Source organism: Ruminococcus sp. AF20-12LB (assembly GCF_003478985.1).
GTDB lineage: Bacteria > Bacillota > Clostridia > Lachnospirales > Lachnospiraceae > Blautia_A.
This window is the reverse complement of record NZ_QUGH01000002.1, coordinates 266012-285573: the sequence shown is the minus strand read 5'-3', so window position 1 is coordinate 285573 and position 19562 is coordinate 266012. Positions and strand designations below refer to the sequence as shown.

16 protein-coding genes and 1 pseudogene are annotated in these 19562 nt (G+C 44.2%); 1 reads left to right on the top strand and 16 read right to left on the bottom strand.

What is annotated here, in order from left to right; all coding sequences use genetic code 11:
- Positions 1-106: 106 nt before the first annotated feature.
- The 14 genes from DWX61_RS03995 to DWX61_RS03930 all read right to left on the bottom strand — a co-directional run bounded on the left by DWX61_RS03995 (position 107) and on the right by DWX61_RS03930 (position 15962).
- The gene (locus tag DWX61_RS03995; protein ID WP_118623935.1) at positions 107-904 is read right to left on the bottom strand and encodes a zinc dependent phospholipase C family protein; all 798 of its coding nucleotides are present in this window, start codon (positions 902-904) and stop codon (positions 107-109) included.
- A gap of 73 nt (positions 905-977) precedes the next feature.
- A complete protein-coding gene (scpB, locus tag DWX61_RS03990) occupies positions 978-1547 on the bottom strand; it encodes an SMC-Scp complex subunit ScpB (protein WP_022426764.1) in 570 nt (189 codons plus the stop codon).
- A 23-nt stretch (positions 1548-1570) separates the two neighbouring features.
- The gene (locus DWX61_RS03985) at positions 1571-2356 is read right to left on the bottom strand and encodes a segregation and condensation protein A (RefSeq protein ID WP_118368837.1); all 786 of its coding nucleotides are present in this window, start codon (positions 2354-2356) and stop codon (positions 1571-1573) included.
- 9 nt (positions 2357-2365) lie between these two features.
- The gene (locus tag DWX61_RS03980; RefSeq protein ID WP_118623933.1) at positions 2366-3172 is read right to left on the bottom strand and encodes a metallophosphoesterase; all 807 of its coding nucleotides are present in this window, start codon (positions 3170-3172) and stop codon (positions 2366-2368) included.
- A 1-nt stretch (position 3173) separates the two neighbouring features.
- Complete coding sequence (locus DWX61_RS03975; protein ID WP_118368839.1) at positions 3174-4208, bottom strand: molybdopterin-binding protein; 1035 nt, start codon at positions 4206-4208, stop codon at positions 3174-3176.
- Between the two features lie 87 nt (positions 4209-4295).
- Complete coding sequence (locus DWX61_RS03970; protein WP_118623931.1) at positions 4296-5483, bottom strand: D-alanyl-D-alanine carboxypeptidase family protein; 1188 nt, start codon at positions 5481-5483, stop codon at positions 4296-4298.
- A 108-nt stretch (positions 5484-5591) separates the two neighbouring features.
- Positions 5592-7613, bottom strand: a complete 2022-nt coding sequence (locus tag DWX61_RS03965; protein WP_182433942.1) for a diguanylate cyclase domain-containing protein — start codon at positions 7611-7613, stop codon at positions 5592-5594.
- A 161-nt stretch (positions 7614-7774) separates the two neighbouring features.
- Positions 7775-11047, bottom strand: a complete 3273-nt coding sequence (locus tag DWX61_RS03960) for a SpaA isopeptide-forming pilin-related protein (RefSeq protein WP_118623927.1) — start codon at positions 11045-11047, stop codon at positions 7775-7777.
- Complete coding sequence (locus DWX61_RS03955; RefSeq protein ID WP_118623925.1) at positions 11044-12267, bottom strand: hypothetical protein; 1224 nt, start codon at positions 12265-12267, stop codon at positions 11044-11046. Before DWX61_RS03955 ends, DWX61_RS03960 begins: the two co-directional genes overlap by 4 nt.
- Complete coding sequence (locus DWX61_RS03950) at positions 12264-12848, bottom strand: hypothetical protein (protein ID WP_118623923.1); 585 nt, start codon at positions 12846-12848, stop codon at positions 12264-12266. The genes DWX61_RS03955 and DWX61_RS03950 overlap by 4 nt, the downstream gene beginning before the upstream one ends.
- Positions 12845-13492 carry a TasA family protein gene (locus tag DWX61_RS03945; RefSeq protein WP_118623921.1) on the bottom strand — a complete coding sequence of 216 codons (648 nt, stop codon included), beginning with the start codon at positions 13490-13492 and terminating at the stop codon, positions 12845-12847. The genes DWX61_RS03950 and DWX61_RS03945 overlap by 4 nt, the downstream gene beginning before the upstream one ends.
- Before the next feature lie 2 nt (positions 13493-13494).
- A complete protein-coding gene (locus DWX61_RS03940; protein WP_118623919.1) occupies positions 13495-13974 on the bottom strand; it encodes a signal peptidase I in 480 nt (159 codons plus the stop codon).
- 483 nt (positions 13975-14457) lie between these two features.
- On the bottom strand, positions 14458-15351 hold the full coding sequence (locus DWX61_RS03935; protein ID WP_110102293.1) for a M14 family zinc carboxypeptidase: 894 nt from the start codon (positions 15349-15351) through the stop codon (positions 14458-14460).
- A 77-nt stretch (positions 15352-15428) separates the two neighbouring features.
- A complete protein-coding gene (locus DWX61_RS03930) occupies positions 15429-15962 on the bottom strand; it encodes a hypothetical protein (RefSeq protein ID WP_270426881.1) in 534 nt (177 codons plus the stop codon).
- Positions 15963-16543: 581 nt separating this feature from the next.
- Between DWX61_RS03930 and DWX61_RS19160 the strand changes: the two are divergent.
- Positions 16544-16981: pseudogene (locus DWX61_RS19160) on the top strand (IS1634 family transposase); the annotation flags it as partial.
- A gap of 152 nt (positions 16982-17133) precedes the next feature.
- Here DWX61_RS19160 and DWX61_RS03920 read toward each other — a convergent pair.
- Together DWX61_RS03920 and DWX61_RS03915 are read right to left on the bottom strand one after the other, a co-directional pair.
- On the bottom strand, positions 17134-18702 hold the full coding sequence (locus DWX61_RS03920) for a glycoside hydrolase family 43 protein (RefSeq protein WP_118623915.1): 1569 nt from the start codon (positions 18700-18702) through the stop codon (positions 17134-17136).
- An 86-nt stretch (positions 18703-18788) separates the two neighbouring features.
- Positions 18789-19559, bottom strand: a complete 771-nt coding sequence (locus tag DWX61_RS03915; RefSeq protein WP_118623913.1) for a polysaccharide deacetylase family protein — start codon at positions 19557-19559, stop codon at positions 18789-18791.
- Positions 19560-19562 lie beyond the last annotated feature (3 nt).

Genomic DNA, 19562 nt, shown 5'->3' with positions numbered 1-19562 from the left:
TCACCCCGTACACTGTTCATATAACTGTTTACAGTAACCGTTATATTTAATTTTATGCGGGGATAGCATCCGGATATCACTTGTATCTATTGTCTGCCGGGATCGATCATCCGTTAAAAGTCAGATCCCATCTGTCAGAAAGATGTCCTGGCCTGACTGCAAGTGAAGCAAGCTCTTCCAACATATCCGGTGCCTTGGCAAGTGCCTCTTCCATCAGACTGTCCAGCTTAAGAAGCTCATCTTTGCAGTCGATCTCCGGCTCCGGGCTCATAAAAAAATCGGTAATAAACGCAGATCTCTTTTTTCCTGCGGGGGAAAGGGCATGTTCCGAAAGGCGTCTCTTCCTTCCTCCATCATCACATACCAAAATACAGGTGAATATCTTCATCATTTTCAATGACAGATAAATGTTCCAGGTACGGATCGCCGGCAATACCTGGTGGATCGTCCATGCACTGAGAAAACTGGCACGGATCCCATGAGACGGATAAAAACGCAATGGATCTTTGCCGGTTTCATACATCAGCATACGATCAAATTCCTTCTCAAAGAGCGTATGTGAGACTTTCCCCCCGGCAGCTACCTGATTGACGTAAGGATGACAAGTAGAATCCAGGATATAATGACATCCGAACCCCAGCAGGTAGGCCATCAGTGCAGGATTTTTTTCCTCCCGGACCTTCGCCATTCCCTTTTCAAAGAATTCTCTTGCTTTCCGTCCGTGCATCTGCACTCCGTACTGTGTCACCGGATTTTTGGATATAAAATAATAAAACAGGATATCCGGACCATGCTGTCCGATCCGGTACAGGTTTCCGTTGCTTCGGATCAGATGCTGTAATTTTGCGGAAAGTTTCCGGTAAACCCTTTTTCCAAAAAGATCATGTGCGTATGTTGTGGGCATTTTTGTCACTCCTCTTCTGTTTCCTGATCTGTCCGGCAGGTCCCGGCAAACCGACATCTGTCCGTGTTATTTGTTATACGTCCAGCTTCAGCTGGATCTCTTCCTCTGCTTCCGCCTTGAAATCCTCCAGCTGGACCGGATCCATTTCCGGAAGATCTTCCAGCCCCTGGACACCAAAGCAACGCAGAAATTCTTCGGTGGTTCCCAGGAGGATCGGGCGACCCGGAGCATCCAGACGTCCAAGTTCTCTCACCAGATCATAATCCATCAGCTTATTGATGGCATGATCACATTTTACCCCTCGGATCTTTTCGATTTCTGCTTTTGTAACAGGCTGTTTGTAGGCAATGATCGAAAGGGTCTCAAGCATAACATCTGTCAGCGTGGGTTTCTTTGGCTGCGCTGCGATCCGGATAAGAGAATCATAGTATTCTTTTTTTGTACAAAGCTGAAAGGAGTTTTCGAGCTCTATGATCTGGATCCCCCGCTCTTCTTCCTGATAACGGATCATCATATTTCGGATGATATTTTCCGTTGTTGTCGGATCCTGACGGATCGCTCTGGCAATACGGGGTAATTCCACAGCTTCTCCCATTGCAAACAGGATGGCTTCGATTTCTCCTTCAATTCGTTTGATTTCCACTTATTATCCTCATTCCTACTATATTATTCATCTGCAAACTCTGTCAGATTCTTCCATGTGTCCGGATCCGTGATAACTTCCACATGAATATCATCAAAAAGATCTTCCTGTTCTGCATGAACATGTCCCATTTTCATCAGTTCCAGAATTGCCAGAAATGTCACGATCAGCTGTATTTTGGAATGCTGATTTTCCATCAGCCTGCGAAAGCTGAATTTCCGGTGAGCTTTTGCATATTCCTTCATTTCCAGCAATTTATCAGAAAGTGATATTTCCTCTTTTTCAATCCTTCCGAATTTACTTCGGATCGGATCGATCTTATCTTCCTGTCTGCGGATCAATGCCTGATAGATCGCACTCATCCGCTCCAGTGTCAGACCCCGGAGAAGTTCCTGGGGATCAGACGGTGGAGTATACTGCAGCACTTCTTCCGGAAGATCCTGTTTTCGGTAATAAACCCCTGCCGCATCTCCAAGCCTGTCCCGTAATTCATAGGACATATATTTGTACATCTTATATTCCAGCAGCTTCTGCACAAGTTCTGCTCTGGGGTCCTCCTCTTCGCCTTCCTCATTTACTTCTTTCGGAAGAAGCATTTTGCATTTGATATCCAGAAGAGTAGCTGCCATGACAAGAAATTCGCTCATGATTCCCAAATCTTCTTTTTCCATGGAATGCAGATATTCCATATACTGATCTGTAATCTCCACAATAGGAATATCATAGATATCGATCTTGTTTTTGTCAATCAGGTGAAGCAGAAGATCCAGAGGGCCTTCAAATACATTCAGCTTAACAGATAATGCCATAGGGTTTCCTCATTTCATTTTTTCGGAAGGTTTTATATCGATTACCAGCAGTTCCCTTGGATTATGGATCCGAAGGGGGATAGTATGTTCTCCAAGTCCGGCACTTACGATCATATGCTGATCACCTTTGTGAAAGTCTCCGCAGCAAAACGGCGGAAAAAGCAGATATTGAGGAGATGAAAGACCGTAATGTTCACTGAGGCGGACAACGCCTCCGTGATAATGTCCGGACAGGATCAGATCAGCGCCCCATTCAAAATAGGTTTTTCCGTATTTCGGATTATGTGCCAGCAAGATCTGCATCCCTGTATCTTCAGGTTTTCCGATCAGTTCTTCCATCACTTCTTTTTTCAGCTTCGGTGATCTCGGCTTGTGATAATATTCGATGGGAAGTTCCAGCCCCCAGAAACAGAAGTGCTCTCCCTTCAGGACTATGGATTCATGTCCGTTCCTTAAAATATGCACACCGGCTTTTTTCAGTGCCTTTTCATATTTCGCATAATATGGCCGATATTCTTCGGAAAGGGACATTTTATATTCATGATTACCAAGTGCATAATACACGGGAAAATCTCCTGCAAGCTCTGTCAGCAGCTTACATGCAGTTACCAGAGTATCCGTTTCTGTGCGTACAGCCATGTCACCGGCAGAAAGGATCACGTCCGGAGCAAGCTTTCGGATCGTCTCTGTCAACCGTATATTGTCTTTTCCGTAGGATATCCCGTGAAGATCCGCAAGAAGGATCATCCTCACGCCCTGTGGAGCATGGATCTTGTCCGTATGGATCTCATATTGTTTGATTCTGAATTTTTTCATATTATTTTCCAAATCCGCAATTCGGGAAAGTACAAACCGGACAGTTCAGACAAAGTCCGCCTTCTCCCAGCCTGGCGATCTCCTCTGCCTTGATCTCATCATCCGCCATTACTCTGGGCAGGATCAGATCAAATACCGTTCTTTTTGCGTACATGACGCAGCCCGGAAGTCCAAGTACCGGTATGGATCTTCCGTTCCGCTCAAGATATGCCACAAGCAGCATAGCCCCCGGAAGTACAGGTGCTCCATAGGTTACGATCTTTGCTCCGGTGTCATGGATCCCGCCTGGAGTACGATCATCGGGATCCACACTCATTCCGCCGGTACAGATGATCAGATCTGCTCCTGCATCTGCAAAAGAAAGAATTGCTTTTGTGATCTCTTCCTTATCATCTCCCGGCATTACCTGGCCTGTCACTTCTGTCGGAAACCCGGAAAGCTTTTCCCGGAGTACCGGTGTGAAGGTATCCCGGATCAGTCCTTTTTTGATCTCACTTCCGGTTGTGACAATTCCTACTTTTTTCTGCTGGTAAGGGAGAATGTCAAAGATCGGAAGACTTCCTGCTGCCTTCTCTGCCGCATTCATCTTTTCTTTCTCGATCACAAGCGGAATGATCCTGGTTCCTGCAACCTTATCACCTTTTTTTATCGGAAAATCGCCATGTCTGGAAGCGATCATCATTTCTCCCAGAGAATTCACAGCCACAAGTGCATCACGACGTATTTTCAGAATACCATCGATTTTTGATACCACCTCGATCTTACCTTCTTTGATCTCAGTTCCATGTACTTTGGAAGAATTTCCGGCACAGATTTTGTAAAGGATCTCTGCAGCTTCATTTTCGTGAAGGATCCCCGGTTTTTTCTCCCACACAAAAAGGTGTTCTTTTCCTACAGAGAGCAGCAGTGGTATATCCTCTTCTTTCACTACATGCCCTTTTTTGAAAAGAACGCCTTTTTTCTCATCTTTTATGATCTGCGTGATATCATGGCACAGAATGTGGCCCACTGCATCTTCTGTTCTGATCTCTTTCATCCAAAATCCCTTCCCTGTTCTGTTATTTCTTCAATCCGTTGTATTATACATCCAGTCTGCCCTTTTTGTCAAAATATGTTGCAGGCATCACAAAAGAAATGCCTGACAGGTTCTTTCCAGCCAGTCACGGTATCCGGCCTTTTTTATTGTTTCCCCGTACAGGATATCCAGACTGCCGATCTTTTTCCCATCCTGATAGTATTCCTGTGCCCCTGCTTTCTGCCCTTTTTTCACCGGCGCACTTTGTTCTTTGGGAAGGATCAATTTTTTCTTAACATTGTCAGGTTTCGTGCCATCTGTGCTGATATATCGGAATTTCCCTCTATATACAAGCGGAACCTGCTCTTTGACTCCTTTGCGGAGCTTCATAGGTTTCAGTGGCTCCAGAGCATCATCCAGATACAATGTGCACTTAGAAAAGCCGTAATTTAAAAGAGCTGCTGCATCCCGGAATCTTGTTTTCGGGTCCGGTGCGGCCATCACGGAGGCGATCAATGTGATCCCGTTTCGTTTTGCCACAGCACTGAGACAGTATTTTGCAATACTGGTGCTGCCTGTTTTAAGTCCCATACACCCCTCATAGCTGCGCAGCAGTTTATTGGTGTTGGTCAGTGTGAATTTTGAGGAACCTTTTCTGGTAACGTGTGTGATATCCTCCATCCAGACAGATGAATATGTAAGAACTTCCGGATATCTGCTGATGAGCTCCCTGCTCATAAGTGCAATGTCATAGGGCGTTGTATAATGCTCCTGTGATTCCGTCAGCCCGCAGCAATCCACAAAATGAGTATTTTTCATTCCAAGATCATTCGCCCTCTCGTTCATCCTATCCACAAAGGCCTGTTCTGTTCCCGCAACATGCTCTGCCATGGCTACACTGGCGTCATTTCCGGAAGCAATCACAATACATTTGATCATGGTTTCCGCATTCTGTGTCTCTCCCTCTTCCAGAAATACCTGCGACCCTCCCATGGATCTGGCGTAGGCACTGGTGGTAATGGTATCCTCCAAATGCAGTGTTCCCTCACGGATAGCATCAAAGATCAGGATCAGCGTCATGATCTTTGTAATACTGGCCGGGCTTCTTCGGGTGTCAGGATCCCTGGAATAGATCACTGTACCGGTTTCTTTTTCCATAAGAACTGCACCCGGCGCTTCGATCAGCTGCTGTGTTTTTCTGCTACCCTCAGTTTCTCCCCTGACACCAGCAGGTGTCAGAGCCAGGCATAAGACTAAGATACAGATTAAAAGGCTTTCCGGAACACTTCTGTTCATAAGCTCACTCCTGCCGAAAACATCTCTGTTCTATTGTAAAAGCTTTCCCGGAAGATTATTCCTGAAATTCTGAAAGATCATGGATTCCGGTCCGTATTCCTGTGTCTTTCACTCTGCATCGCTTTGTTTTTTCAGTTCTTCGTCATACAGCTTAACACCTGTTTCGCAATTTTCAGCAGCATATTTTCTTGCATAATTCGCTGCATCGATTGCCTCAGATGCATTGGCACATTCTTTGGTGATCAGATAGATCCCCGTGCGGACACAGAGCTTCATATCCGGGTATTTCTCTTTCATCTGCCGTAAGAATTCCTGATTGATCTTTAAAGCAACTGTTTCCAGATCACCATCCATATCACAGGGAGTGAAGAGGATAAAATGATCAGAGATCGCCCTGGTAAAATATGTATCCATATCTGTTTTAAGAGTGCTTATCACATACTCGGAAAACTGCCGCAGGATCTGATCTCCCACACGGTATCCGTATTTTGCATTGATACGTTTAAATTTTTCAAAATCGGTATATATCACTGCATGTCCCGGACCGTAACCTCCGATCAGCATTTTCTCCACATCTTCTCGAAATCTTGAAAAAGAAGACAATCCGGTAAGCTGATCCCATCCGGATTCTGCAGCAATGTCACGATAAACACTGTTAAATGCCTGGTTCTTGGCATAATGCGCGGAAATGATCTTGGTAACTTCTCCCAGCAGTTTACGGTCTTCTCTGGACCAGAGTCTTTTTTCCCGGCAGGTCACATATACAATAGTTCCTGTATAGCTTCCTTCACAGTACATGGCAGCACAGACTACGGTTTTTGCTCCACCTTGTAACACATTCTTTCTTCCCTGTTCCGAATAATCAGCCAGATCGCTCTCCTGAAGGACCACAGTACCATATTCATCGTTATGGCGAAATAATGTGATAAAATCACTTTTTAAAAAATGGATCTCATCTATCAAAAGTCTGTAGTCCTCTTCCGAAACCCATTGAAAAATCCGGTCTGTTTTCTGCTCTGCCACTTTAGTACGCAGGATTGTGATCCGGTTAAGTCGGAATTTCAGACCGATCACTTTCATCAGAAGTTCAATAGCAGTCTGAAAGCTGCTCATTTTTTCAAATATTTCAAATGCAGTAGAAACAATATCATTATGAAGATATCTGGCATCTATCTCAACACCCTCATATAATTCCTGCTTTTTCTCTGTCTTATCCTCAAAATGTCTCAGATTATCACAGAAAGCATATCGGTTTTTTCCATTTTTCTTTGCCTGGTAAAGTGCCCAGTCTGCATTTTCAAAGAGCTGCTGATATGTATATCCGGAAACATTTTCCGGAAGAAAGCAGATCCCTACACTGCAGGTTGCCAGATATGTGGTTCCGGGAAATTTGAGTTTCTGCACTTCCCGGATCAGCTTTCCTGCCTTTTTCATGATAGTGGCATGTCCGATGTCCTTCAAAAAAATCACAAATTCATCGCCACCCAGACGCATGATCACATCATTGATGTCGAACAAAGCCACAAACAGCTCTGCAAAACGTTTCAGGACTTCATCACCGAACATATGTCCGTAAGTATCATTTACATTTTTAAAATAATCCACATCAAGCACCATCATCCCGCATCCTGCATAGGGATTTCTGGATGTAAGGTATTCATCGATCAGTTCTTTTCCGAAAAAGCGGTTATACAGTCCGGTCAGAGGATCTTTTTGGGCACGTTCCTCAAGAAATTCTTCCTGTAGCTTCTCCCTGGTGATATCTCTGGAGCTTCCTATAAAATAATGATATCCGGTATTTTTGTCCTGTGCTATAAATCCCCGTACTGTCATAAGACCCGCATTACCGTCTTTATTGATACACCGCACTTCTATCGTCCCGCCTTCCCGGGATGTCAGAAAATCCGTCAGAAACTTCCAGTCGTCTTTATAAACATTGCTGTATTTCTGTCCACTGTTCTTAAAATCCGTAATATTTTTTACAGGTCTCAGGTATTCATCCAGACGTTCATATGTGTCCGTCTCCTGACAGTACTGAAAAATCTTCAGTGTAGTATTTCGATAAATGCAAGCGTATTTTTCCAATGTATCCCGAATATCAAAAACGGGATTTTTTTCGTCTGTTTTCATCATCGACCTCCCAGAGAGTTCTTGAATTCACAGTATTTGTAAAAAAGTATACCATATCTTTGGGTATATATGTAGTTTTTTTATTTCTTTTTACAGTTTGTTTTTTACTATATAAAATACGCAGCTAAGGGCAGGATTACTCCTGCCCCTCTGTATTTTTTTCAGGAAAATGATACGGGTATGGTATTTTTTATGCTGTCATTATGGGAATATCGATCATATCTGGATTTCTCATTTACAAAAGTCAGCGATGCATTTTTGTTTTGCATTGTCAGAGCAGCCGTACCGGAAGCAATCTTCCGGGGATCTGTACCATATGCAGGTGCAGCGCCTTTTATGATGCGGACATTCTCTGTATTTGCCCGTACATCTTTCAGATAGTAGCGTAGTACCGGTTTTTCCCAGACCGTATACTGCCCCAGCGGGATATTCCTGAGAGTGACCGATAATGTTGCATAGCCATTTTTATCGGTTTCATAGCTTCCTCTGGTAAAGGTCACATAATCCTCATATCTGTGAGGATTTCCGGATAGATCCGTACCTTCTGCCACAAAGGAAAAGGTTGGATTTCCATGAGCCCAGGTAATATCCTCCTCTTTGATCTTTTTTATGATGGTGATATTTCCCAGCGGAAGTGTTACCGGAGTATTCTCTGCTTTTAAATCCACAATGTCCGTATCTGTGTTTTCTTTTTTCTGGAAGATTACCTCCTTTTCATATTTGCCTGTATAGTTTTCCGGATTTTTTGTTTCCACTACTTTGAACCTTCCCTGATTAGCATCTGTAAGCACCAGCTCTTCAGTAGAGTACCATCCGGTTTCTACGTCAAACTTCAGGATACTCTGCCCGCCCAGGTCATCCTGGTAAGTCTGGTTCTCTCTGTTCCACTGAAGCACAGTAAATTCAGCATCTTCCAGAACTTCCCCGGTATAAATGTCTGTTTTTCTCAGTCGGATCACTCCTGTATATTCCTTTTCCTTTTCATTGACAACTTCAAAGGAAAGGCGGGCATCCTTGTCTGTGATATTTACTTCTTCCTCCCAGCTTCCTGTATATCCGGGCGGAGTCTTTGTTTCCACGATCTTATATTTTCCCTCATTATCCGAGGTCTTTAAAAGTTCACCGCTTACATAAAGCTCACTTGAACTATCATAATTCAGAAGTGTTCCTTTTTCTTTATAGGCTTTTTTAGCTGCGCTGTATTCATAAAGTGTAAACTCCGCACCCTTCAGGACCTCACCGGTCTTCGCATCGATCTTACGAACCTCTATCCTTCGTTTTTCGTTCTGATAGTTCACTGCTTCAAACAGAAATTCCTGCTTTTCTCCCGGCTTTTCCAACGTAAAATTCTTCTGCCAGTTTCCGGTGTAATTGGGTGGAGCTTTTGTCTCCCGTACACGGAATTTTCCCTGATTGTCTTCGGTATAATTAAATTTCTCGGAGTTATAGATACGTTTCTGTCCATCATAAGTCAGTTTTTTTAAGGTTACATAGCTTTTGCTTTTTTTACTCCACTGATACAGGGTAAATTCAGCTCCTGCCAGTGGATCACCGGTATTTCCATCTTTCTTTCTGATGGATACTGTTCCGCTGATATCCATGATATCCGTTACGTTGACGGTTGTTGTCTTTCCACCGGTTACTGTAAGATTTTTGATAACGGTGTTCAGCTTGTATCCGGCAGCGGTTTTAGTTTCCTTCACATAATATTTTCCGGGAAGCAGCTTTGAAAAAAGGATCTCTCCACCGGCGTTTGTTGTTCCGGATGAAACCTTCTGATCCTTACTGTACATAGTCCGGTATCCGGAGGTCAGAGCTTCTGCTGCAAACAGTCCGTACTGCGCTCCCTGGATCAGTTTTCCCGTGTTGGGTTCCTTCTTGACCAGCTTTGCATTGCCGTAAACCGATGGCTTTACTGAAAACGAAAGGCTTCCTCTTGTTCCCTGGTATACGTAAGCGCCAAAATCCTGTACTCCATCTTTTCCTGCCTGGGCACTTCCGTCAACCAAAATATAGGAAACCGGCTGAAGCAGCATTTTGCAGGAAAACTTCTTTGTAGCAGATGCATTTAACGGAAAGATCAGAAAAAAGTATGCTCCATCCTTCAGGTTCAGGCTTGTTCCCGACATCATTTTGGGATTGGATTTGTGAGAATTATACTCCGCTGCACTTGTCCAGTAGGCAAGCTGCCATTTTTCTGCAGCTCCCCTGGTAATGGTGATCCCATTTCCTGCTTTTGCTCCGTCTGTCACTTTCATAAGAGTACTCATCTGAAATCCGTCCTTCATACTGTCCGGAACAAAGGGAAAACCTGCTGGTCTGCTTCGGAATACACTTAAGGGGATCGTCTTTCCGGATGCTGCCGACCAGGGACCATCTTCGGAAACATAAACGGCTGCCTTGTTTCTTGCAGGGATCGTCAATGTTTGGATCTTATCGATCAGGCGGTTTATCCCTGTATGTTCTACTTCTGCTGCTGTGGCATATCCACAGTCATTAAAGTATACCTTTGACAATGCAATATGCGTGAATACATAACGGTTCTGCCATTTTGACCAGTCTATGTGACTGCAGGAGGGGTCATATCCGGTTCCCAGATCCCCCGGTCCTCCGTAACCAAAGTACAAAAGCTTCTGGATCACAGAATTAGTCAGTGCTTTTACTGCCTCATTCTTCAGTGTCATACTGTCCAGCCCATCCTGGGTCGCTTTCAGGCAATACAGAGGTGAAACCTTCTCCTCACCTGTATCATCGATATAATGTACAGAACGATACGTACATCCCATACGGGTTTTATTTCCGGGACCAAGAAAATCATTGGCAGCTTTCCAGATCTCATCGCAGTAAACCCTGGTCCAGCTGTCCAGATAATACTGGGACGGGGAAAGTGCTGTAACTGCAAGGGAATCCTCTCCCTCTGAAATCACTTCCGCACTGCCTGCTTCCAGGATCTTCCCCGGAAGTGCTGCAGAAAGGGCAATGATCTCTCCGTTTTCAATCTCCTGGATCAGTTTTTGATCCTCTTCACTTTCTGCTGTGAGGATTTCTGCATTTTCTTCCGTAAAAACGATAAATCCCGGATCTTCCGCCTGCTCCGGTGTTTCTGTCAGAGCTATATTTTCTCCTTCTTCTGAAGCAACTTCCGGTTCGGTCAGCTCATCACTGTCAGTATTTTCAGCAGTATCTTCACCTTCTCCAAAAGCTTCCTCCACCGTTTCCTGTTCAGGCAAGGCTGTCGGAACCGGCATCTCAGCCTCCCCAGGCTGAGACGTTACCGGAATATCCGGGGCCTCCTCTTCCTCCTCCGGTTCTGTCTGCTCCTGCTGCGGATCTGCTGATACCGAACTCATATCTGCTGCAGGACTGGCCGAAACCACAAGAGAAGAAGCTGTGATCATCAATGCCATCCATGCACCGATCATTCTTCTTTTCAATTTTTTCGTCCTCCTTTCCATAGCGTCAGACTGCAGGTAAGCAACGCCATACCAGCCATCAGTGCAAACAGGAGCATAGGAGATTCATCTCCGGTCTTCACTGGTGTTGTCCTTACCGAAGAACTGTTATTTCCGGAAGCTCTTTCTGTGGCTTCTTTCCTGTCATTCCGGCGTGGGACGGGACTGGTTTCCAACGTCTCCTGATCCTCCTCCACAGAAAAGATCCATTTCACGTCTGCTGCCCGAAGAGCATATAAATTATCCAGCTCTGCCGGAACCGTAACCTCAAATCTCATGTTTCCTTTTTCTCCACTGGAAAATTCACCCAGGGACACGGCTTTATTGAGAGACACAGCCAGAAGATCCCCGGAATACAGCTTTTTATGATTCATGGTGATCACCAGCTTCAGCTTTTTCAGAAATTCCTGATCCTTTACCGATTTACATTCCGGTGATGTGCGGAAGAATATCTCTGCAGCATGCTCCGTTGTGTTACTGATCTCTACAGAATCATGAAAAACATCTCCCGGCATTGCCGTTGAAAATCCGGAAAAAAAGTCTTCCGGAGCCGCGATCAGTTTGTGCGCGTTTCCTTCAAACTCTACCTTCAGATCCACCGGACTTTTTTTCTGAACCACAAGACCATCGGTATCGTGGATACATCTTAAGATCTTCTGATTTCCCCAGGGTGACATGGCACGGAAATCCGGTGCAAAATTTGCCGCCTGGACAGCATCTGCCACGATGGTGATCCCCAGCTTCTTATCCTGGTAGGATTCATCCCATTGGGATGGTACAGTCACACCGGTAAAAATATCCACGCTGTCTCCCTGTTCCAGCTTCCTGGTATAATAAAAATACTCTCCCTTCCGGATCCATCTCGGTGACATTCCTGTAAGATTCCTGTCATCCAGACCATCCAAACCTTCCAGATCATCTGTATAAGAGATCTTCACCCTTACCCAGCATGGCTCTGAGTGATTGGTGATCCTGGGGATCTTGGATATCTCATCTCCCGGAAGAACGATCCGGCGATCCTGATATTTCATTTCTCTGCCGTCCTTTTTTTCCAGTTCCCTGAGAGAAATATTGATATCTCCCACTGCTATGTGATTGGTCACTGTCACGGAATCTGAAAATCTGGCATAAGCAGCCGTGCACGCCAGGATACTGCCTGCTATAACAGCACCTGCCAGCAGGACTTTAAGGTGTTTCTTCAAGCATTTCCCCTCCTTTCTGCCTGAACAGAAATCGGATCTGAAAAATACCTCCACGCACTTTCATAATCTGAAAATCCTTCTGCCTGTACAGCTTCCTCATAAACATTGATCTCAAAATCTTTAATGCTGTCTCTGTAAGTATCATCGATCTTCTGGGGATCAATCTGAAATCCTGTACACAGAGGAGCTGTTTTTTCTCCCTCGGATATTTTTTTGCGATAGTAATAATAGCCGTCCTGACTGTTATACACCCAGTTTGCCGTATCCAGACCTGTTAATTTAACGCCTCTGCCGATATCGTCATTGGAGTAGGAAAGGGACATCCTCACATAGCAGTCTGCCTGGAACCCTTTCACACTGCCGGAAAAATTCCCGATCCGGATCTCTTTTCTGTAGGACGGACCATTCTCCATAGGCGTAGGTGTAGGATCCGGAAAATCCTCCTCGATCTCCGTTGTCACATACCCCACTGCAGCAGTATTTATCTTTTTTTCGAAATCTGAAAAATACGCCGCAGTCCCTGCTGCACACAGGAGCCCTGTTGTCAGGAGAAGAAACACGGGTCTTTTTAATCTATTCATTTCGTGACACCACCGGCCTGTCCTTTATTCTGATTTACATATTTCTGGTAAGCAGCAGTTGCCTGCTCCAGAACCGTAGTCTTGTCATTACCGGTATTGGTAGCCTGGATCGCATAAGCCCGTACCGGCATATCGATCTGCTGTGTATCCAGCTGACCTTCGATGATATTGGCAAAGGTTACTGTATCAAAAAGAGTTGTTGTCTTTGTTCCCGGCTTCAGGATGTGATTATATGCATAGGTATAGACCATATTCTGCCCCACTTCGGTCCGCTCCAGCTGTGTCCAGTCCTTGTTTTTGGTGAAGCTGAACAGCTCTGTTTTTGCAAGCGCATTCCTGGTGCCATCCTTGGCTGCCGTGATCACATTTCGGACCGGAACAGAAACTTCCAGATATACAAATGCTTCATTTACTCCTTTATTTGATACATAGGGGTCCTTCCGGATCACCTGAGTAGGAACCAGATCCGTATTGTCCTCCGGTTTCCAGTTGGGCTCATCCAGGTCGATATCCACTTTTCCTACGGTAAAGCTGTTAGTTGCCGTTTCAAAATCCGTAAGATATGCCGCTGTTCCTCCGGCTGCCAGTGCAGTGATCACAGCAGCAAGTGCGATTCCTTTTACCAGTTTTCTGTTTTTCATCATGATTAAATTCCTCCCTGTATTTTTTTCTTTTTTGGGGTATATGCCAGATCAAAGAGTACTGACAGACATGCCGCAATGCAAACTGCGGCAAAAGGGATCCGGGCTTTCAGAAAATGGATCACGTAGCCCAGATAAGGCAGGTGAAAGACTACCCGCCCGATGATCTGTGACGCCTCTGCGGGAACAGGATCTTCTGTCTTGTTGGCGTCACCTTTTGTGATAAAGATATCCTTTTCTTTTTTTACCACTCTGTGGGTGACAACGGTATCTCCGTTATGAAAAGTAATGATATCTCCCTTTTTCGGAGAAAACTCTCCTTCCTTTGTAAAAACCACAGCTCCGGTTGGAATCTCAGGTTCCATGGAACCGGAATAGACCACATAGGGCCGGATCCCGAAAAGTCCGGGAATTAAAAGTACCAATGCTGTCACCAGCATCAGCCCAAGAACCGTGTTGCCGATACATCGAAAAAATGTTTTCATTCCTGTATTCTGTTCTATATACGATATTTGATGATCACTTCCCTCTGCAGGGAAAGAAACAGTGTTCGGACATCAGAAAAATTCCGGCGGAGACCTGCTCCACATAAATTGAGCCATAAAAAAGTCCTCCCTGTATAGCAGTTAATATGGCAGTTCGCAACATGCTCCCATCACTTAAACTCACAAATCTTGAAGTGGGGACAAGCATGATCAAAATGATAATACAGCAAAAATACTGAATGGAAATTATTCGAGCAGATATGCTCAGATGTGCAGTTCCTCTCATCACATACAGAGATGAAAGAATTCCTGCAACATTTGTTAAAAAAGATTTGTTTCAGATGATGTTATTATAGGGTTCGCAGCCCCGGAAGTCAATCAAATTCGTCCGACAGGATTCGACACTGGTTTCTCAGCGGGTATGTCTGCCACCCTATTCTTCATAAGCTGACAGACCCTGCATCCGCACAACGCCAGATTTTTTTACAGCTGTACCAGAGAGTAAATATATTCCAATGGAAGGAGCAGCAGATCACGGATTTCCCGTTCTTCCTCTTCTTTATTTCCGGAATTTACCGGCAATTCGATCCGGAAAGCCGGCTGACGGATCATTTCTCCGTAATACTGTTCCGGCCTGCCTGTGCTCCTTCGCCCGTTCTGCACTTCTCTTTCTATTGCCAGCTGCTCCAGCTTTCCCCTGGTACATTTTTTTAAGTGACGTGCAAGACGGTAGCATCTCTGACCAGTGGAAAAATTCTGATCCCGCCGGTAATAAACCACCTTTTTCCCATATCCACAGAAAACCAGCAGGCCACGTCCTCCGTATTCCTGAAAGATCCGGATCAGCGCCCGTGTCTCATTTTCACTGGCAGGCTGCTGATGGATCTTTTTTCTGCTGCAGAAGGTGGTGGGAAAATTCCGTGCAGTATCCATTCCTCTTGCATTCCCCTCGAATTCATCACAGGGAACATCCTGCATTTTCAGCATCTGACGGAAAATGGGATTTCGCACAGTATTGTAGCCCTTCCGGCAAATCTCATATCCATCCGGATTGACCACCGGTATGATACAAAGCCTGGTCTGATCCAGGAGCTTTTTTACCTCATAAAGCTCGTCCACGGTCCAGTTGCATTCATATATTCTGCAAAGCTCCAGTGCCATCCTGGTAAGCCTGTCCGTCATCTGTCCATCCGTTCCGGAAAAGCCGGCCACACAGAAAATACAGGCATCTCCATGTCCGATCTCCAGCATAGGGATCATCCGGTCATCGTGGCTTTTTCCGATTACCCGAAACTGCGTAAAGCCGCTGTAACGCCTGGCAGCCTCCCACAGTGAATAATAAATTGCTTCGTAGGTTTTATCCTGTACTGTATCCATGATGTTCCCTTCCTTCCGTCTTTATATATGTTCATTATTATGTATATTATGCGAAAGAGCATAAAAAAAGAACCGGTTTAACACCGATTCCTTTTGTTTACAAAATAATTCAGGATACCGCCACCGATGATGATTACCAGCGCAACTGCAACCACTCTTTTCGCTGCCTCCTGAGGTAGCTGGCCCTTGGAGCCAATAGAAGCCTCATAAAAGGTCAGTGTATAATCGATCTCATGAGGGGCACCCATGGCCAGTGTATCTGCGATCACTTCCATCTTATCATCCAGGGCAGTTACCGGGACAGTAAAAACAGAATTTCTGCCTTCCTCACTCTCATTGAGATATTTTTCCTCATCTACGATCATGTAATCATAGTTGGAGCTGCTCCACTGGAGCCGTGCATACATCTTCCCCTCTTTTACCAGCATCAGTGTGGGGGAAGAAACGCTGGCCTTTCCGCTTCCGCCTTCCAGTTCCACCTGTATGGAATATTCTCCGTCCTCCAGATCTGTTTTCACTGCGTTCTCTCCATCTGCAGCCAGAACCTGTATAGGGCATAGCAACAGCATAGTCAGAAGAAGCAGCATTATTGTTCTCATCCTGTGTTTCATGGTTTTCTCTCCGTTTTCTGTTTTTCCTTCGTATCACTATAGCACAACGCTCCTTTTCTGTAAAGAACATCTCAGAGTTGTTGAAATGTCTCGGAAGTTTGACAGTTGAATAATTAAAAATCACCCTGCAAGCCTTATAAAACCTGCATTTTTTATGTCAAATTTTACGTTTTTATATGCACTTGTTTGCAATAGTGCGGTGTAATAAAAGAAAAAAGGATTTATTTATCATGTATATCGCAATCACAGGCAGCAAAAGAAACAGAACTTTATAAGCAGCATACCGGAAAAGTGTCTGTAGAGTTCTCCAAAGCGGCAACTATCCCTATGAATGAGCGTCGTTCTTTCAATGTTGGATATCTGTTTCTTCAGGAACTGTGCACTCAGCTCCGTTTAGACAAAGTCTGTCGGACAATCAAAAGCAGAGCCTAAATACAGTCTCCAGGACGTATATCGTTCTCTTTCCGTGATTGCAGGGGAATCTGATTTTATGCAGAGTGAACTTTATAAAAATACAAATTTTCTCTATCCAAGAAACTTATGATCTTGATGAAGAACAGATCCAGAAAGAAGAAATGTAGGATGGGTTTTATGCAGTTATCACAAACCTGGAAGATGATGTTTCAGAGATCATAAGGATCAATAAACAACGTTGGGAAATCGAAGAAAACTTCCGGATCATGAAGACAGAATTCGAAGCAAGACCAATCTATATCAGAAGAGAAGATCGGATAAAAGCCCATTTCATGACTTGTTATATCAGCCTTTTACTCTACCGTCTACTGGAAAAGAAACTTGGGAATCTTTATACAGCAGACCAGATATTGGAAACATTACGCTCTATGCAAATGACTCTGCTGAACACAGCGAGCGGATATGTCCCCTCTTATACAAGAACCGAACTAACCGATGCCTTACATAAAATATTTGATTTTAGAACGGATCATGAATTCATTACTAAAGCAGATATGCGGACCCTCATCAAGAATACAAAACAGATAAAATCAAAGCAAGGATAATATAGTACATATCGCTGCAAAAAGAAAAACGGCCACAACACCCATATTTACTGGGTTTGTAGCCGTTTTGTCACCTTACAACTGCCAAAGATGGGATCTTAACACAAACGCAAAGGCAGAACAACCAATTGCCGGAATCATCAGAATGATTGTTACTTTACCGTAAATCTGCAAAACTGCGCACAGCCTGTACTCTGTTTCTGTTCAGAGTGTACATACATTCCCACTGTACAGCCGGTAAAACCGCCTGCCGCTTCTGTACACATATGGCTGATATCCACCTCCCTGATTATACATTGTGATTTTTCTTCCGTCTCAGGCCGAATCAGCCATACCTGTGCCAGGCTTTGGTCTACGCTCAATCTCAGGGTCTGCATACCTCTTTTCTCTGTTTTCTTTTCTGCAAGTATCTTCTCTGTTCCATTGATACATACTGTGACATAGATATAGCCGTCTACCCCCACTTCTCCATATTCTGCCAGAAAATAATTCTGAGAATTCTGAAGATAGGCAATTCCGGCTCTGTCACCTTTTTCTCCTGCTTTTAACAAAAACTCCGTCTCTGCCTGAAATCTATGGTGCTTTTGTCTCACCGCAACATACGAAGGACTCCCATTATCCCCAATTGCCACAGCTTTTGCAGGAAGTTTTAAACATTCTTCCTGTTCATCTATTGTATAAGCATTCGGCTGGGGATTTCTGAGCATCATAAAATCCGGTGGAAGCTTTTTATCTGTCATATTTTTGAAACTGTAATTTCTGACTTCATTCAGTTCTCCGGGCATAGAGTTATCCTTCTCACCAGGCAGACAGATTTCCTTTTCCAGCATTCCTACTCCCGGGTTTACCACCGGCCAGTCATCCTCCCACTCTACCTTTGCCAGAAAAGTCTCTCTTCCCAGAAATGTCTTTCCGTCCACAGGTCTGCAGCCCAGAACAACCATAAACCAGTTTCCCTGTTCATCCTCAGTCAGATCACAATGTCCTACACAGGTAATCTCCGCATTTTTTCCCAAATGTCTGTGTGTCAGGATCGGATTTGTCCCTGCATATTCATAGGGGCCAAAAATATTTTTACTCCTGGCCACCATTTCACTGTGATGCTCCTCTGTTCCACCTTCTGCATGAAAAATATAGTAATAACCATTTCTTTTATAAAGATGAGGACCCTCCGGCCAGATTGCATTTCTCTGGAATCCATATAAAACAGGATGCGCCTCCCCTTCTAGCCTGAAAGTCTGCAAATCCAGCTTCTGTATCCATATTTCGCAATCACCATTGTACCTGCCGCCACGGGAATTTTCTCTCTGCCCGATATAATAACAGGTTCCATCCTCATCAAAGAATAAGCTCGGGTCAATTCCCCTGGCATTTTCCAAAAAATGAGATTCTGACCATGGACCCTGGGGATTTTTTGCAGTTACTATAAAATTTCCGCCGCCAGATACATTGGTAGTAATCAGATAAAAAGTTCCCTTATGCCACCGAAGTGTAGGAGCATAAATCCCCTCATTATGTTCACAGCCCTGTAAGGGCATCTGGCTCTCCCGTGTCAATATATTGCCGATCTGCTCCCATTGTGCCAGATTTCTGCTGCGAAATACAGGAATTCCCGGAAAATATGCAAAAGTAGATGTAACCAGATAAAACCACTCTCCCACCCTGCATATGGACGGATCCGGATAAAAGCCACTTAAAATCGGATTTTTACAAGTTATCATTGATCATTTCCTCCCGTAAATCAAATATGAAATCTGTAGACTCTCTTATATGCTTTTCAGCAAACCCTATATCAGTGAATGCCAGATTATAAGATCTGGCACTCTCCATTTATTTTACAATATATTTTTATTTTTGATAAATTTTCTACATAGGTACATTCTGCATTGAATATCAGATTTCTGGCTGCATTCATATAATTCACATAATCCATATTAGTGGTATACCACACATTTTCATGGTTTGAAATCTTTCTGCAGAAGCTTTCCATTTCCTCCCATGTCTGTTCCCGTTCAAACTCAAAGCTGTGTCCCCATACATAGAGAAGAGGAAGCTTCTGATAATCCGGTTTGTGCAAAAACTTTTCTGCAATTCCCCTGAATGCATCATTGTGATGACAGGACGGAGTCCACCTCATAAAATCCTCCGGAATGCGGAAATTTTCTGTAGACTCCACAGTCCTGCTGTATGCAAACCCAAGATTCTTCAGGGTATTGATGACCCTTTCGTCATATTCTCCAAATGCATAAGAACATCCCCTGATAATCCTTCCCGTTTCTCTCTCCAGACTGCATCTGTCCTGATAAAATTCCTGAACCAGTCTTTCCTGCGAAAGATGTGTGGGATACTCATGTGCAACACCATGACAGGCAATTTCATGTCCCTGATATAAGCTTTTCAGTTCTTGTGTTTTTATAAATCCTTCTGTATCCAAAGTCCCTGAGTTCAGATGAAATGTTGCTTTCAGATTATATTTATTAAAAATATCAACCAGTCTTCTATCAAAAATCTGGCCATCATCATAGCTGAATGTGACTGCCTGGTCTTTCCACTGCGGATAAAACAATTCAAATTTCACAAG

Bases quoted from the DNA above. Each gene is read 5' to 3' on its own strand.
- DWX61_RS03995 (WP_118623935.1), bottom strand. From the start codon at position 904: ATGCCCACAACATACGCACATGATCTTTTTGGAAAAAGGGTTTACCGG.
- DWX61_RS03985 (WP_118368837.1), bottom strand. From the start codon at position 2,356: ATGGCATTATCTGTTAAGCTGAATGTATTTGAAGGCCCTCTGGATCTT.
- DWX61_RS03980 (WP_118623933.1), bottom strand. From the start codon at position 3,172: ATGAAAAAATTCAGAATCAAACAATATGAGATCCATACGGACAAGATC.
- DWX61_RS03975 (WP_118368839.1), bottom strand. From the start codon at position 4,208: ATGAAAGAGATCAGAACAGAAGATGCAGTGGGCCACATTCTGTGCCAT.
- DWX61_RS03970 (WP_118623931.1), bottom strand. From the start codon at position 5,483: ATGAACAGAAGTGTTCCGGAAAGCCTTTTAATCTGTATCTTAGTCTTA.
- DWX61_RS03965 (WP_182433942.1), bottom strand. From the start codon at position 7,613: ATGAAAACAGACGAAAAAAATCCCGTTTTTGATATTCGGGATACATTG.
- DWX61_RS03950 (WP_118623923.1), bottom strand. From the start codon at position 12,848: ATGAATAGATTAAAAAGACCCGTGTTTCTTCTCCTGACAACAGGGCTC.
- DWX61_RS03945 (WP_118623921.1), bottom strand. From the start codon at position 13,492: ATGATGAAAAACAGAAAACTGGTAAAAGGAATCGCACTTGCTGCTGTG.
- DWX61_RS03940 (WP_118623919.1), bottom strand. From the start codon at position 13,974: ATGAAAACATTTTTTCGATGTATCGGCAACACGGTTCTTGGGCTGATG.
- DWX61_RS03935 (WP_110102293.1), bottom strand. From the start codon at position 15,351: ATGGATACAGTACAGGATAAAACCTACGAAGCAATTTATTATTCACTG.
- DWX61_RS03930 (WP_270426881.1), bottom strand. From the start codon at position 15,962: ATGAAACACAGGATGAGAACAATAATGCTGCTTCTTCTGACTATGCTG.
- DWX61_RS03920 (WP_118623915.1), bottom strand. From the start codon at position 18,702: ATGATAACTTGTAAAAATCCGATTTTAAGTGGCTTTTATCCGGATCCG.